Source organism: Pseudomonas sp. ZT5P21 (assembly GCF_054897785.1).
The window spans coordinates 4,752,620-4,766,882 of the sequence record NZ_CM142705.1 but is presented as its reverse complement, the minus strand read 5'-3'; the positions used below and the strand labels follow the sequence as shown (position 1 = coordinate 4,766,882).

Here is a 14,263-nt window from a genome sequence, read left to right as displayed (position 1 = left end):
CCACGAATTCGAATAAGAACTCACCGCTGGCCCAGGATTTGTCGAGCAGCGTCTGACGCGCGACGGGCAGCCCTTATTCAATCCAAGAAAATGCCAACCCTTGGCAGGGTGAAGTGTTGGCGATCAAAACCCAACTGCATTGCGCAAGCTGCTTTAGAGGTCGTGAGATGAGTAAAAACAGGTACCCCAGGCTACTAGGCTTATTGCCGCTGATCGGCACGTTGCTGCTGTCAGGCTGCAACATGACCTTGCTCAATCCCAAGGGCCAGGTTGGCATGGACGAGCGAAACCTGATCATCACCGCAACGCTGCTGATGCTGTTGGTCGTGGTTCCAGTCATCGTCATGACGTTCCTGTTCGCCTGGAAATACCGCGCCTCCAACACCGACGCCGTCTACACGCCGAAGTGGTCGCACTCCACCAAGATCGAAATCGCGGTGTGGGCTGTTCCAGTGCTGATCATCATTGCCCTGGGTTATGTCACCTACAAATCGACCCACGCGCTGGATCCTTACAAACCACTGGAGTCCGACGTCAAGCCGATCACCATTGAAGTGGTCGCGCTGGACTGGAAGTGGATGTTCATCTATCCGGAGCAAGGCATCGCCACCGTCAACAAGATCGTGTTCCCGGCGCACACGCCGATCAACTTCAAGGTGACTTCGGACTCGGTGATGAACTCGTTCTTCATCCCGGCCCTGGGCGGCCAGATCTACGCGATGGCCGGCATGCAGACCAAACTGCACCTGATCGCCAACGAGAACGCTGAAATGGACGGTATCTCCGCCAACTACAGCGGCGCGGGTTTCACCGGCATGAAGTTCAAAGCTATCGCCACCTCCCAGGAAGATTTCGACGCCTGGGTCAGCGAAGTCAAAAAGGCACCTAAACAGCTTGAAAAAGCTGAATACGAAGCCCTTTCCAAGCCAAGCCAGAACAACCCAGTCGAGCTCTATTCCTCGGTCACGCCAAACCTGTTCCAGATCATCGTCGACAAGTACGAAGGCATGAAACCGGGCAAGCCGATGCACCACGAGAAGAAAGAGAAAGAAGTGGCGCACATGGAAGGGATGGACATGAGTTCGCATTCAGCTGCCGGGGCAGAGGAGTAAACGATGTTTGGTAAATTAAGTTGGGAAGCGGTCCCGTTCCACGAGCCGATCGTGATGGTGACCATCGCCATGATCGCCCTCGGTGGTCTGGCGCTGTTCGCGGGTATCACATACTTCAAGAAGTGGACCTACCTGTGGACCGAGTGGCTGACTTCGGTCGACCACAAAAAAATCGGCGTGATGTACATCATCGTTGCCATGGTCATGCTGCTGCGCGGTTTTGCCGACGCCATCATGATGCGTACCCAGTTGGCCATGGCCACCGAGGGTTCGCCTGGCTACCTGCCGCCTGAACACTATGACCAGATCTTCACCGCTCACGGTGTGATCATGATCATCTTCATGGCGATGCCATTCTTCACCGGCCTGATGAACCTTGCAGTGCCGCTGCAGATCGGCGCGCGTGACGTAGCCTATCCGTTCCTCAACTCCCTGAGCTTCTGGCTGCTGGTGTCCGGCGTGGTGCTGATCAACCTGTCCCTGGGCGTCGGCGAATTCGCCAAGACCGGTTGGGTTGCCTATCCGCCGCTGTCGGGCCTGCAATACAGTCCGGGCGTGGGGATGGATTACTACATCTGGGCGCTACAGCTATCCGGGTTGGGTACGACGCTGACGGGGGTCAACTTCCTCGCCACCGTGCTGAAAATGCGTACCCCTGGCATGAAGCTGATGGACATGCCGATCTTCACCTGGACCTGCACCTGGGCCAACGTCCTGATCGTGGCTTCGTTCCCGATCCTGACCGCTACCCTGGCACTGCTGACGCTTGACCGTTACATGGATTTCCACATTTTCACCAATGAACTTGGTGGCAATCCGATGATGTACGTCAACCTGTTCTGGGCCTGGGGTCACCCCGAGGTTTACATCCTGATTCTGCCGGCGTTCGGGATCTTCTCCGAAGTCATCTCGACCTTCACTGGCAAGCGTCTGTTCGGCCACCACTCGATGGTCTACGCCAGTGGCGCGATCTCGATCCTGGGCTTCATGGTCTGGCTGCACCACTTCTTCACCATGGGTTCGGGTGCGAGCGTCAACGCCTTCTTCGGTCTGGCGACGATGCTGATTTCGATCCCGACGGGGGTGAAGCTATTCAACTGGCTGTTCACCATTTACCAGGGCCGTCTGCGTTTCACCAGCCAGGTTCTGTGGACTCTGGGCTTCATGGTGACCTTCGCCATCGGCGGCATGACCGGCGTACTGCTGGCCATTCCGGGTGCGGACTTCGTCCTGCACAACAGCCTGTTCGTGATCGCTCACTTCCACAACGTGATCATCGGCGGCGCAGTATTCGGTTACATCGCAGGCTTCAGCTTCTACTTCCCTAAAGCGTTCGGCTTCAAGCTGCACGAAGGTTGGGGCAAGGCAGCGTTCTGGTTCTGGATCTCGGGCTTCTTCGTCGCGTTCATGCCGCTCTATGCACTGGGCTTCATGGGCATGACCCGTCGTCTGAACGCCACCACCAACCCTGAGTGGGTACCGTACCTGTACGTGGCCATGTTCGGCGCGGTGATGATTGCCGTGGGTATCGCTTGCCAGCTGATTCAGCTGTACGTCAGCGTGCGTGATCGCAACAAACCAGAAAACATGTGCGAGCACGGCGACCCGTGGAATGCCCACACGCTGGAATGGTCGACCTCGTCGCCACCACCGTTCTACAACTTTGCCGTGCTGCCAAAAGCAGAGACCATCGACCCGTTCACCGAAGCCAAGGAAAACGGCACCGCGTACCAGGCTCCGGCCAAGTACGAGCCGATCCACATGCCAAACAACACCGCGACCGGTGTGGTCATGGGTGCTCTGTTGACGGTGTTCGGTTTCGCGATGATCTGGCACATCTGGTGGCTGGCCATCGTTAGTCTGGTTGGCACGGTGGTGTACTTCACTATTCATGCTGCCCGTGACGATCAGGGCTACATGGTGCCGGTGGATGTCATCGAGCGCATCGAAGCCGAGCAGCACAAACGTCTGGTCGCGGCAGGGAAAATCCCAGCCTCCGCCACCCGTGTTGAAACCTCGTTGGAACAGGCTTAAACCATGTCGAACTTAGTGACCAATGCTGGACACACCCATGTCGATGGACATGGGCACGATGACCATCACCACGACTCGGGCGAGATGACCGTATTCGGTTTCTGGCTCTACCTGATGACCGACTGCATTCTGTTTGCGTCGATCTTCGCGGTGTACGCGGTACTGGTTAACAACGTAGCGGGTGGCCCGTCGGGCCACGAGATCTTCGAGCTGCCGTATGTACTGGGCGAAACCGCTCTGCTGCTGTTCAGCTCGATCACCTACGGCTTCGCCATGCTGGCGTTGTTCAAGGGCAAGAAGACCCAGGTGCTGGGCTGGCTGGGCATGACCTTCCTGCTGGGCGCCGGCTTCATCGCGATGGAGATCAACGAGTTTCACATCTTGATCGCCGAAGGCTACGGTCCTAGCCGCAGCGGCTTCCTGTCCGGGTTCTTCACCCTGGTCGGCACGCACGGTCTGCACGTGACCAGCGGTCTGATCTGGATGGCGATCATGATGTATCAGGTGCAGAAAAACGGCCTGACGGCGACCAACAAAACCCGTCTGAGCTGTCTGAGCCTGTTCTGGCACTTCCTGGACGTCGTCTGGATCTGCGTATTCACCGTTGTTTATCTGATGGGGACTATGTAAATGGCTAACGCTCATTCCCATGATGGCCACGACGCCGGCCACGGCAGCGTCAAGTCTTACGCCATCGGCTTCATCCTGTCGGTGATCCTGACCGTCATTCCTTTCGGCCTGGTGATGTATCCGACCCTGCCGAAAGCCCTGACTCTGTGGATCGTATTGGCCTTCGCAGTCATCCAGGTGCTGGTGCACCTGGTCTACTTCCTCCACCTGGACCGTTCGGCCGCGCAGCGCAACAACGTGATTGCGTTTGTGTTCGCCGCGATCGTGATTGTCCTGCTGGTTGGCCTGTCGCTGTGGATCATGTTCAGCATCCACACCAACATGATGGCGCACTGAGGTAAATCCGGATGTCCTTGAAGCACTTTATCCAAATCACCAAACCGGGGATCATTTTCGGTAACGTGCTTTCAGTGGCAGGCGGATTTTTCCTGGCCTCGAAGGGGCATGTCGATCTGGCCATATTCCTGGCCGCAATGATTGGCACGTCCTTGGTAGTAGCTTCCGGTTGCGTGTTCAACAACTGCATCGACCGCGACATCGACATCAAGATGGAACGCACCAAGAACCGGGCGCTGGTCCAGGGCTTGATCTCCCTGAAACTGGCGCTGATCTTCGCGACCGCCCTGGGTGTTGCCGGCGTTGCATTGCTGTACAAGGTGGCCAACCCGTTGGCCGCGTTGTTCGCGGTGATCGGTTTCGTCATCTACGTCGGCTTCTACAGCCTGTACCTCAAGCGCAAGTCGGTTCATGGCACGCTGGTGGGCAGTCTGTCGGGGGCGATGCCACCGGTGATCGGTTACGTCGCCGTCAGCAACAACTTCGACATGGCCGCGCTGACGCTGCTAGTGATGTTCAGCCTGTGGCAGATGCCGCATTCCTACGCCATCGCGATCTTCCGCTTCAACGATTACCTGGCCGCATCGATTCCGGTGCTGCCCGTGAAGCGCGGGATTCAAGTGGCCAAGAAGCACATCCTGATCTACATCCTGGCCTTCCTCGTGGCGACCTTGATGCTGACCTTCAGCGGCTACGCCGGCATGAGCTACCTCGCCGTCGCCGCGGCCATGGGCATGTACTGGTTGTACATGGCCTGGACCGGCTACAAGGCAGTGGATGACACGGTCTGGGCACGCAAGCTGTTCGTGTTCTCGATCTTCACCATTACCGCATTGAGCGTGATGATGTCCCTGGACTTCAAAGTGCCGAGTGAGTTGTTGCTGACGTACGCGCCTTAAGCGTTGGATGCTGTAAAGAAAAGCCCCGCCCTTTGAGAGAAGGAGCGGGGTTTTTTGTGGGTGACGTTCTGGTCGACCGTGGTGCCCCGATCGCGAGCAAGCTGAACTGGCCTAATGATTTTGGACACTTCAATCGGGCGCAGCAGACGCAAAAGCCTGTAAATGCGGTGTTTCAGAGGAAAGTGAAGGGGGAGCGCTTCGCACTCCAGCGGGAGCAAGCTCCCTCGCCACAGGTAGTGACGCAGTTACTTTTTGTAATCGTCGAGCAGACGGAAGAACCGCTCCCGCACCTGAACGTTATCGCTGTGCGCCACGTTGAAACGCAGAAAGTGGCTGGCATCCGGCGCCTTGCTGAGCAGTGTTCCGGGAGCGAGTACAAGGTCGATATCCAGACCTTTCCTCGCCAGCGTTTCGGCATGAAATCCTTCGGGCAATCGCGTCCAGATGAACAACCCTTCATGCGGCAGCGAAGAAACCGAGCAACCTGCCTCCACCAGCCAACTTGCCACCCGACTGCTCGACTCGTAAAGCCGGTCTACCGTGCGCCGGGTGTGTTTGGCGTAGCTGCCATCGCTGAGCATGGTGCAGATAATCTGCTCCGCCAGTTCCGACGTCATGCCGCCGCAGGCCATTTTCAGGGTGACCATCCGTGCCGCCAGTTGCGGCGAAAGCACCGCATAGCTGACCCGACTGTTCGCTGTCAGGGTCTTGGAGAAACCGGACACGTAACTGACATTCTCCAGCCCGCCCGCTGCCAGGCGCGGCGTCGTTCGTTGTTGCATGTCGCAATACAAATCGTCTTCGACGATGTGAACACCATATCGGTGGCTCAACTCCAGCAAGCGATAAACCTGCGCCGGGGAGAACGAGTGCCCGGTCGGGTTGTGCAGGGTGTTATTGGTCATGTAGAGCACGGGCCGATGGGCAATCAGCAATTGCTCGAAGGCCTCCAGGTCCATGCCGTCAGCACCGCGAGGGATGGTGATGACCCGTGCGCCATGCAAGGCCAGATTGGTGTGCATGGTGAAGTAGCACGGATCGTCGAGCAGCACCGTGTCGCCGGGTTTGACCAGCAGGCGCATCAGCATGTCGATGGCCTGCACGGTGTTGGCTGTAGTGACGATCTGTTCCACCGGCACTTCGATGCCCAAGGCCGACAGCTTGACCCGCAACGCTTCGCGTAGCGGCAGGTAACCGGCGGCGACGCCGTATTCGCCCATGCGCAGGGAAGTTGCGCGCAGGGTGCCGCGCACGGCTTTTAGCAGTTCATCCGCCGGCAGCCACGAGGAAGGCAGAAATCCGGCGCCAGGTCGCAGCGAGCCGTTGTCCTGCAGTACCGCACGGCGGACCACGCTGAGGGTGTCTTGAGGCTGCAGGTCCGGGCCGGCATCGGTCTTGAGAGTGACGCTGGACCGGTGCACGTAATGCCCCGAACCCTGGCGTGAAACCACCAGGCCCTTGGCCCGCAAGCGGTCCAGCGCATCCACCACCGTGGACTTGCCCACGTTCATCAGCTCGGAGAGTTCGCGAATGGGCGGCAGGCGCGAGCCGTGAGGCAGCCCGCCCTGGCTGATCGCCACCGACAACTGATCGACGATCTGCTGCACCAGCGGCACTCCCGGCTGGAACTCGATGGCGGCGATCACTGCACGCTGAACCTGCATTTTACTGGTCTCTCCGGCAGTAAAGTTCGTTTGATTCTATACGAACTTGCTCTGATGAAAACAAACGACTCTCTCTACCATCACCTTACAGACTTTCCTGATTGTTCGCGCTGGACGCCAGAACAATCGCTGGTTCCAGAGGTGTTGCATGAGTGTTCAAACAACGGTCGCCGTCGCCAAACCGGTGATCAATATCCGTCTTTTCATGATCCGGATCATCACCGCCGTGTCGCTGTTTGCGGTGCTGGGCAAGGCCAACGTCTGGCTCGACACCGCCACCAACAGCATCCTCGCCCTTGGCTATCGCGCACTATTGCTGTTACTGCCGCTGACGTTACTGGTACTCGGCCGCCGTTCCCTGAGCGTCACGCTATTGTGCGCTGCCCTCGGGCTGGTGCTGCTGGCCGTCACCAGCAACCAGGGAGTGGTGATGTTCGCCGCTGCATTGTTCGCCTACGGCATTGCCATTGCCGGTTACCTGATCAAGAGCGAAGCCGCCCAGACCAAAGAGGGGGCGGCCTACAATCGCGTTGCCATGAACATGGGCAGTCTGGTGGCGGGGCTGATCCTGCTATCTCCGCTGCTGACCCCCACGATGTTTTTCCTCGGCGCCGCGAGTTTCGTCCTGCTGTGCCTGCCCATCGCCATGGGCGCGACCTTTACCACCCAACCGGCGGTTGCAAGCCCGGTCACCCATGACGGCAGCGGCTGGCGCAACAAACTGCCGTGGGCTATCGCGGGAATCATCATGGGCATCAAGCTGTTTGGCGTGTTTTCGATTCTGCCCCAGGCGATTCTGCTCAAGACCGGTGAATTGCCGGCCTGGTATGGCTTGATGTTGATCCTCAACAGCGCCGTGGTGGTGTTCGCTCAGGTGCCGGTGATGAAGCTGATCGAACGCACCGGGCGTTTTAAAGTGGTCGCGGTCATCGGGATCATTATCGGCGGCTTCGCAGTACTCTCGTCACCTGCGGCGTTCCATGTCGACACCCTCGTCGGTGCGCTGATCTGGGTGGCGTTGCTGTCCATTGCCGAATGCGCGTTCAGCTACCTCGATTACTTCTCCGTCAAACAAAACAACATGTTCGTCAAGGAAGTGTCCCTTGGCGTCGGCGCCGGGTTGACCGTTTTGATCATGCGGGTGATGCCGCCGCCGTACAACGCCTTGGTGCTGGCCGCCATCGGCGCGGGCGGGATTCTGGCGTGGTACTGGCTCAACCGGAAATCCAACGCGTCACTGCACGACTGAGTCACCGCGTTTGCGTTTTTTACTCCACAGGTCGGAGGCTTCATGAATACGACGTCATGCGTAGTAGTGGTCGGGTACAACGGCAACCGGGTTAACGATATCCATAAGCTGCGTGACCTCTGCAAGACGCTCTATAACGCCAGGCTGATCCTGGTGGTCGAGCAGATTCAAGCCGATGACGATCAGGTGGCGGATCACGTGTGCACCGCCTCGATGGCGCAGCCGGACATCGCCGATTCCGTCGATCTGCTGGTCGGTTGCCTGAGTGCCGATCGCTGGAAGCTGATCGGCGTCCTGCCTTTTTCCGACCGTGGTGTGTTGCTGGGGGCCGCGTTGGCCTCGCATTTCGACCTGCCCGGCATCACCCCAGGCGAGGCGCGGGCGGGGCTGGATAAACAGATTTTCCGCAAGCTGGAAGCGATCGCTGGCACAGCGCCCGAGGGTTACCGCCCGGTGTTTTCCGCACGCATCGAAAGCCTCGGCGAACTGCGTCAGCGGGTGGTCGAACTGGGCGGCAAAGCCTTCATCAAACCGGCCTGCGAAGGTGCGAGCAGAGGGTGTCGTGTCATCCATCATACGTCCGAATGCGACGAGGCCTGGCAGGCGCTCAAGCCTTATCGCGAAGGCGGCATCGTCCTCGAAGAGTTGATTCAGAACGCCCGGGAATACAGTTGGGATTACGTCGCGGGGAGCACTTGGGTCACAGAGAAAACCACCACTGAAGGTGCCTATCGCGCGGAAATCCAGCAAGTGGTGCCGGCGCCCTTGGCGGCTGACGTACAGGCTCGCCTGGCGGCTGCCGGTCGGCACATGTCCGGGTTGGTCTCGCTGGTAAATGGCGCCTATCACAACGAGGTCTTCCTGCGCGGCGACGGCCTGACCTCGGCGGTGGAAACCAATATGCGCCCCGGCGGCATGCACATCTGGGACCTGGCGCGTCTGGCGTTCGTCGATTTCGATCCATGGGAGCGTTGGGTCAGGTGGGCCGTGGAAGGCAAGGTGGACCATCAGGATCCCGTCGCCCGTGGCTATTGCGGCATTCGCCTGCTCCGGGCGCCGGCTGGTGGTCTTTTGCGCCACGTGCCGGACATCGAATCCCTGGCCCGGGAGCTCAGCATCGAGCTGGTCGAGGCGGTGTACACCAAACGCCTCAGCGATTCGGTCACCGCACTGGTGAGAGACAACACGTCGTTCATCGGCCACATCGTGCTGTTCAGCGAGGATTACGCAGAACTCAGTGACAACCTGCTGCGTCTGGCAGAAGCCATCGAGTCGCGCGTTGAAGTGACCTGTCTGGCAGCGCCGGCGAGAGCCATGGGCTGAGCCTTCGGGATCAATGTTTCAAGCATTATTGGTTTAAGAGGTTGGGTAATGATTGAGCTAAAAACGTCCTGTGATGAACGCTTTATCGCCCTGGCGAGGGAACTGGGCTATGACATCTACGGCGAGAATACCGTGGGCGGGCATTACACGCCGCTGGTGCGGCATCACGATGAAATCTATGTCAGCGGTCTGGTGCCGCGCATGAGCGGCAAAATCCATTACCCCGGGAGAGTGGGGCGCGAGCTCAATCTGACGGATGCTCAAGCCGCCGCTAGTATCAGCGCCATGCGCGGACTGGCCTTGATCGTTGATGCCATCGGCTCGCTGGACAAAATAAAGTCGCTGATTCGTATCACGGTTTACGTGAAGTGTACGGAGGATTTCGTTGACCTCAGTGACGTCGCCAACGGCGCATCAGATGTCTTCAGTCATGTGCTGGGCGATGCGGGGAAACATACCCGAACCACTGTCGGCGTCTATCAGTTACCGAAAAATGCCGCCGTGGAAGTTGACATGATTGCGGCGCTGCGACCCTCAGTGCTGTGAGTGTTAGTTGGTCGGCTTTACAGTGATCGATTGTTAACCTAGTGTCTGGTCACTTAAGTCGATAATAAGTCGGTGTTTGCGGATGAATAATATTCAAGGCGGTTTTTTTTCATATAAGGTTTTTCGCCAGAGTTTAAGCCAGCCGCTTGCGAATGCCCGGGTGTGGAAGGGGGATGAACTTACAGACATGCGTCAGCGCCTTGAGGCCAGCGAGGTCGATATTGTCGCGCTGGCTCATGACAACAGCACCGAAGGCTGCAAGTTGACGCCAGGGATGGCGGTGTCCATGCAATGGTTGAAACCGGGCACGGCGCTCAATGGTCATGCTCATGCGTGGTGGCATCTGTTCATCATCCAGTCCGGCAGCGGCACATTGACCCTCGGCGATGCCGATGCAGTCTACATCAACCCCGGCGACGTGTTGTTGGTGCCTGCCTGGACCCGGCATGGCTTCGTCAACACCAGCGCCACTGAACCGCTGGCCATGCTGAACATGAGTAACATGCCGCAGATGGCGCAGCTCTCCAACGCGGCAGATGCCACGGTCTGACACGCTCACCTTCCCCTCTTTGCTCACCCAGGGAGTCTGCATTCGCAGACTCCCTTTTTTCATTTCGGCTACCCCTCCTGGCCCTGTGTGATTTGAACTTCTGTATCCGTAGAAACAGATAATTTCTGTATCTGTTCAGCGCCTGATCAACTAACTACGATCGTTTCCAATGCAACGGATTATTGTGGTTAGTGCAAGGGAGCGTTCTATGGAAGGTACGAAGCTGAAACTGTATGTTGGCGCGGATTTTGTCAGTGCGTTTGCAATGTCGGTATTTGTTGCGCTGAAGGAAAAGCAACTGTCATTTGAACTTGTCGCGCTGAATTTGAAGTCGCGCGAGAACTATAAGGCGAGTTATAAGGATATCTCGTTGACCTGCAAAATCCCCACGCTGGTTCACGAAGGTTTTGCACTGTCGGAATCTTCGGCCATTGCCGAATATCTGGAAGAGATAGCGCCGGGGCATCCAAAACTGTTCCCGCTGGACATCAAGCAGCGCGCCCGCGCCCGTCAACTCCAGGCCTGGTTACGCAGCGATCTGCTGGTCATTCGCAAAGAGCGCCCGGCGGACCTCCTTTACTTCGGCAAAAAAGACAGCCCCCTGTCCGACGAGGCTTTGGCCGCCGCCGACCGGTTGTTTTTCGTGGCTGACCGGTTGCTGGAGGGGGGCGCCGATCACCTGTTCGGTGACTGGAGCATTGCCGACACTGACCTGGCAATCATTCTCAATCGACTCGTGGCCAATGGTGATCAGGTTCCTGCGCGACTGGCGGCGTATGTCCGCCGACAGTGGGATCGCGACAGCGTACGGGCCTGGATGGACATAGAGCGCGCAGCGCCAGCCATCGCGCCTTTGAATGTATAAGGCCAACGCCAGGCAATCACCAGGAGCGCTGCCATGCAGGGACCGTCGGAGCAGGAAAGATACAAACCCTATAACTCACGCACCATTCGCGACACGTCGTACTGGCAAAAATTGACGCCAGCGTTGCAGGAGGCCATGACTGTGGTGGCACGGGTCATGCCGTTTCGCACCAATGAATACGTCCTGGGCACGCTGATCGACTGGAACAACATTCCGGATGACCCGATTTTCCGCATGACCTTTCCCCACAAGGACATGCTGCTGCCGGACGAGTACGCGTCGCTAAAACACTTGATCGAGCGCGATGACACCGTCGCCATCAAGCGTCGGATCGAGGCGATCTGGCTGCGGATGAACCCTCATCCGGCGGGGCAGCTGACACACAACGGCGCAACCCTCGACGGAAAAGTCCTGCCGGGCATACAGCACAAGTACCGCGAGACCGTGCTGTTTTTCCCCGGTGCCGGTCAGACATGTCACGCGTACTGCACGTTCTGTTTCCGTTGGGCGCAGTTCATCGGCGAGGAAGAACTCAAGTTCAACGCGCGTGAGTCCCTGGAGCTGGTGAACTACCTGCGGGTGCACACCGAGGTTACAGATGTGCTGATTACCGGTGGTGATCCGATGATCATGAACACGCGTTCGCTGGCGGGGTACATCGAGCCGCTGCTGGAACTGCCTCACCTCAAGAGCATTCGCATCGGCACCAAGTCCGTGGCGTATTGGCCGCAACGATTTGTCAGCGACAAGGACGCGCCGGAACTGCTGGACCTGTTTAAACGGATCGTCGCGGCGGGCAAACACCTGTCGGTCATGGGCCACTACAACCACCCGGTAGAGATTCACCAGGACATCGCCCGTCAGGCCATCGAGCGTATCCGTTCCACCGGAGCGACCTTGCGCATGCAGGCGCCGGTGATCCGCCACATCAACGAAAACCCCGCTGATTGGGCGGCGCTCTGGACCGAAGGCGTGCGGCTGGGAGCGGTGCCTTATTACATGTTTGTCGAGCGCGATACCGGGCCGAGCCACTACTTCGCGATGCCTTTGGCGCGGGCATTCGAGATTTTTCAGGCGGCTTACCGAACGGTGTCCGGGCTGGCGCGCACGGTGCGCGGACCGTCCATGAGCACCTTTTACGGGAAGGTGTTGATCAACGGCATCGAGACGGTCGCCGGGGAAAAAGTCTTCGTGTTGCAGTTCCTTCAGGCGCGCGATCCGCAGTGGGTGTTGCGCACGTTCTATGCGCGATTCGATCCGCAAGCGACCTGGTTCGATGAGTTGCGACCAGCGTTTGGTGAGCGCTCGTTTTTCTTTCAGCCGGAGCCTGTTGCAGCGCCCGAATTGATACCGGTCCTGCTCGAAACGGCGTAGGACGATTCATCAGGAGATAGGGATATGAGCGGCATTCCGTTTGATCAGCGTGAAGGTTTTATCTGGCTCGACGGCGAGTTCGTCGAGTGGTTCCAGGCGCGATTGCACGTGCTGAGCCATGGTCTGCATTACGCAAGCACGGTGTATGAAGGGGAGCGCGTCTACAACGGCAAGATCTTCAAACTGCGCGAACACAGCGAGCGGCTGTATCGCTCGGCACAGTTGATGGATTTCACGATTCCCTATGAGCTGGCCGAACTGGAAGCGGCCAGCCATGAACTCCTGCAACGCAACAACGTGGTCGATGGTTACCTGCGGCCCGTGGCCTGGCGCGGCAGTGAAATGATTTCCACCTCTGCCCGCTTCAACCGCGTGCACGTAGCGATTGCCTGCTGGCAATGGCCGAGTTATTTCGACCCGGCGGGGCACATGGGGGGGATTCGCTTGAAGACCGCGCAGTGGCGTCGTCCGCCGCCAAGCAGCAGCCCGTTCGAAGCCAAGGCGTCCGGGCATTATCAGATCGCCACGCTCAGCAAGCACGATGCGGAGAACAGTGGTTATCACGATGCGCTGATGCTCGACTGGCGCGGCCACGTCGCCGAAGCCACCAGTGCCAACGTGTTCTTCGTCAAAGACCGGACGCTGCACACGCCGCTGCCCGACTGCTTCCTCAATGGCATTACCCGCCAGACCGTTATCGAATTGGCCAGCGCGCTGGATTACCAGGTGGTCGAGCGCACGATTCTTCCTACGGAGCTTGGCGACTTCGATGAGTGTTTTCTGACGGGCACCGCCGCCGAAATCACCCCTGTGCAGAGCATCGACGAACAGCGCTATCGACCGGGCACCGCCTGTCGCGAATTCATTGTCGCTTACACCTCAACCGTTAACGCCTGATAAACCGCCGGGAACACCACCATGTCAGATCAAGGGATTGTTGCGTCTAAACCTTATGTTTCACTGGGGCACCGCCATGAAGAATTGTCGTTCCGTGGCTGGACGGTGCTGACAACGGCCGAATTTGCCTACGATGTCGTCGGCACGCTGCAAGCGTTCGGTCAGATCATTCCGCAATTCAACGGACAGACGGCGTTCGCCATTACCCGCAAGCCGGGGTATGAAGCGTTGCCGTACTCTCAGAGCATGAACGGCATCGGCCCGCACACCGAAGCGCCGGTCTATGGACCGCCGCCGCGATATCTGGCGCTGCATTGTCATCATCAGGCCACGTGCGGGGGAGGGCATACCGGGCTGGTGGACGGTTATGAGTTCCTGGCGTTCCTTGAGCGCACTGAACCCGAGTTGCGCGAATGGATCACCGACACACCCGTAGAGTTCGTGGCCACCGCCAAACCCGGTGAAAAAGCGCAAAGCCGAGTCAAGGAATACATCCTGACGCCTACAGAGGACGGGGACATTTTCCGCTTCAGCTACAACCAGTTTCACTACGGCGACGTAAATCCTTCCGAGGAGGATCTGCAGCAATCGAAGATGGCGAACAGTTCATCGCCACTGGCCAGGTTCGCGATGCTCGGCGAGGAGTATTTCCTGCAGCACAACACGCCGGTGCTGATTCCCGACGACTGCATGCTGATATGGGACAACTGGCGGATGATCCATGCCCGCAGTCGATACACTGACCCGGCGCGAAACCTGACCCGCTACTGGCTGGCCTGATTTA

At 58.4% G+C, this 14,263-nt stretch carries 14 protein-coding genes; 13 read left to right on the top strand and 1 reads right to left on the bottom strand.

What is annotated here, in order from left to right; all coding sequences use genetic code 11:
* The first annotated feature begins 167 nt into the window (after positions 1 to 167).
* The 5 genes from cyoA to cyoE are packed head-to-tail and all read left to right on the top strand — an operon-like array spanning position 168 to position 5,011.
* Positions 168 to 1,112, top strand: a complete 945-nt coding sequence (gene cyoA, locus ACYZT9_RS22135; protein WP_462007421.1) for a ubiquinol oxidase subunit II — start codon at positions 168 to 170, stop codon at positions 1,110 to 1,112.
* Between the two features lie 3 nt (positions 1,113 to 1,115).
* Complete coding sequence (cyoB, locus tag ACYZT9_RS22130; RefSeq protein WP_462007420.1) at positions 1,116 to 3,146, top strand: cytochrome o ubiquinol oxidase subunit I; 2,031 nt, start codon at positions 1,116 to 1,118, stop codon at positions 3,144 to 3,146.
* A gap of 3 nt (positions 3,147 to 3,149) precedes the next feature.
* Positions 3,150 to 3,776, top strand: a complete 627-nt coding sequence (locus tag ACYZT9_RS22125) for a cytochrome o ubiquinol oxidase subunit III (protein ID WP_462007419.1) — start codon at positions 3,150 to 3,152, stop codon at positions 3,774 to 3,776.
* The gene (gene cyoD / locus ACYZT9_RS22120; RefSeq protein WP_462007418.1) at positions 3,777 to 4,112 is read left to right on the top strand and encodes a cytochrome o ubiquinol oxidase subunit IV; all 336 of its coding nucleotides are present in this window, start codon (positions 3,777 to 3,779) and stop codon (positions 4,110 to 4,112) included. It begins immediately after the preceding gene.
* An 11-nt stretch (positions 4,113 to 4,123) separates the two neighbouring features.
* Complete coding sequence (cyoE, locus tag ACYZT9_RS22115) at positions 4,124 to 5,011, top strand: heme o synthase (protein WP_462007417.1); 888 nt, start codon at positions 4,124 to 4,126, stop codon at positions 5,009 to 5,011.
* 245 nt (positions 5,012 to 5,256) lie between these two features.
* Here cyoE and ACYZT9_RS22110 read toward each other — a convergent pair whose 3' ends face one another.
* Positions 5,257 to 6,675 carry an aminotransferase-like domain-containing protein gene (locus ACYZT9_RS22110; RefSeq protein WP_462007416.1) on the bottom strand — a complete coding sequence of 473 codons (1,419 nt, stop codon included), beginning with the start codon at positions 6,673 to 6,675 and terminating at the stop codon, positions 5,257 to 5,259.
* Between the two features lie 148 nt (positions 6,676 to 6,823).
* Here ACYZT9_RS22110 and ACYZT9_RS22105 point away from each other — a divergent pair, with 148 nt between their 5' ends.
* From ACYZT9_RS22105 to ACYZT9_RS22070, 8 genes are all read left to right on the top strand, one after another.
* Positions 6,824 to 7,924: a hypothetical protein gene (locus ACYZT9_RS22105; protein ID WP_462007415.1), complete on the top strand. Its 1,101-nt coding sequence runs from the start codon at positions 6,824 to 6,826 to the stop codon at positions 7,922 to 7,924.
* 42 nt (positions 7,925 to 7,966) lie between these two features.
* Positions 7,967 to 9,247 carry a biotin carboxylase gene (locus ACYZT9_RS22100; RefSeq protein ID WP_462007414.1) on the top strand — a complete coding sequence of 427 codons (1,281 nt, stop codon included), beginning with the start codon at positions 7,967 to 7,969 and terminating at the stop codon, positions 9,245 to 9,247.
* Between the two features lie 48 nt (positions 9,248 to 9,295).
* The gene (locus tag ACYZT9_RS22095) at positions 9,296 to 9,793 is read left to right on the top strand and encodes a RidA family protein (RefSeq protein ID WP_462007413.1); all 498 of its coding nucleotides are present in this window, start codon (positions 9,296 to 9,298) and stop codon (positions 9,791 to 9,793) included.
* Positions 9,794 to 9,875: 82 nt separating this feature from the next.
* A complete protein-coding gene (locus ACYZT9_RS22090; RefSeq protein ID WP_462007412.1) occupies positions 9,876 to 10,343 on the top strand; it encodes a cupin domain-containing protein in 468 nt (155 codons plus the stop codon).
* Between the two features lie 208 nt (positions 10,344 to 10,551).
* A complete protein-coding gene (gene yfcF, locus ACYZT9_RS22085) occupies positions 10,552 to 11,208 on the top strand; it encodes a glutathione transferase (RefSeq protein WP_462007411.1) in 657 nt (218 codons plus the stop codon).
* A gap of 33 nt (positions 11,209 to 11,241) precedes the next feature.
* Positions 11,242 to 12,582, top strand: a complete 1,341-nt coding sequence (locus tag ACYZT9_RS22080) for a KamA family radical SAM protein (RefSeq protein ID WP_462007410.1) — start codon at positions 11,242 to 11,244, stop codon at positions 12,580 to 12,582.
* Between the two features lie 24 nt (positions 12,583 to 12,606).
* Positions 12,607 to 13,479, top strand: a complete 873-nt coding sequence (locus ACYZT9_RS22075) for a branched-chain amino acid aminotransferase (RefSeq protein WP_462007409.1) — start codon at positions 12,607 to 12,609, stop codon at positions 13,477 to 13,479.
* Between the two features lie 21 nt (positions 13,480 to 13,500).
* Entirely contained in the window at positions 13,501 to 14,259 is a 759-nt protein-coding gene (locus tag ACYZT9_RS22070) for a TauD/TfdA family dioxygenase (RefSeq protein WP_462007408.1), read from the top strand.
* Positions 14,260 to 14,263: the final 4 nt, after the last annotated feature.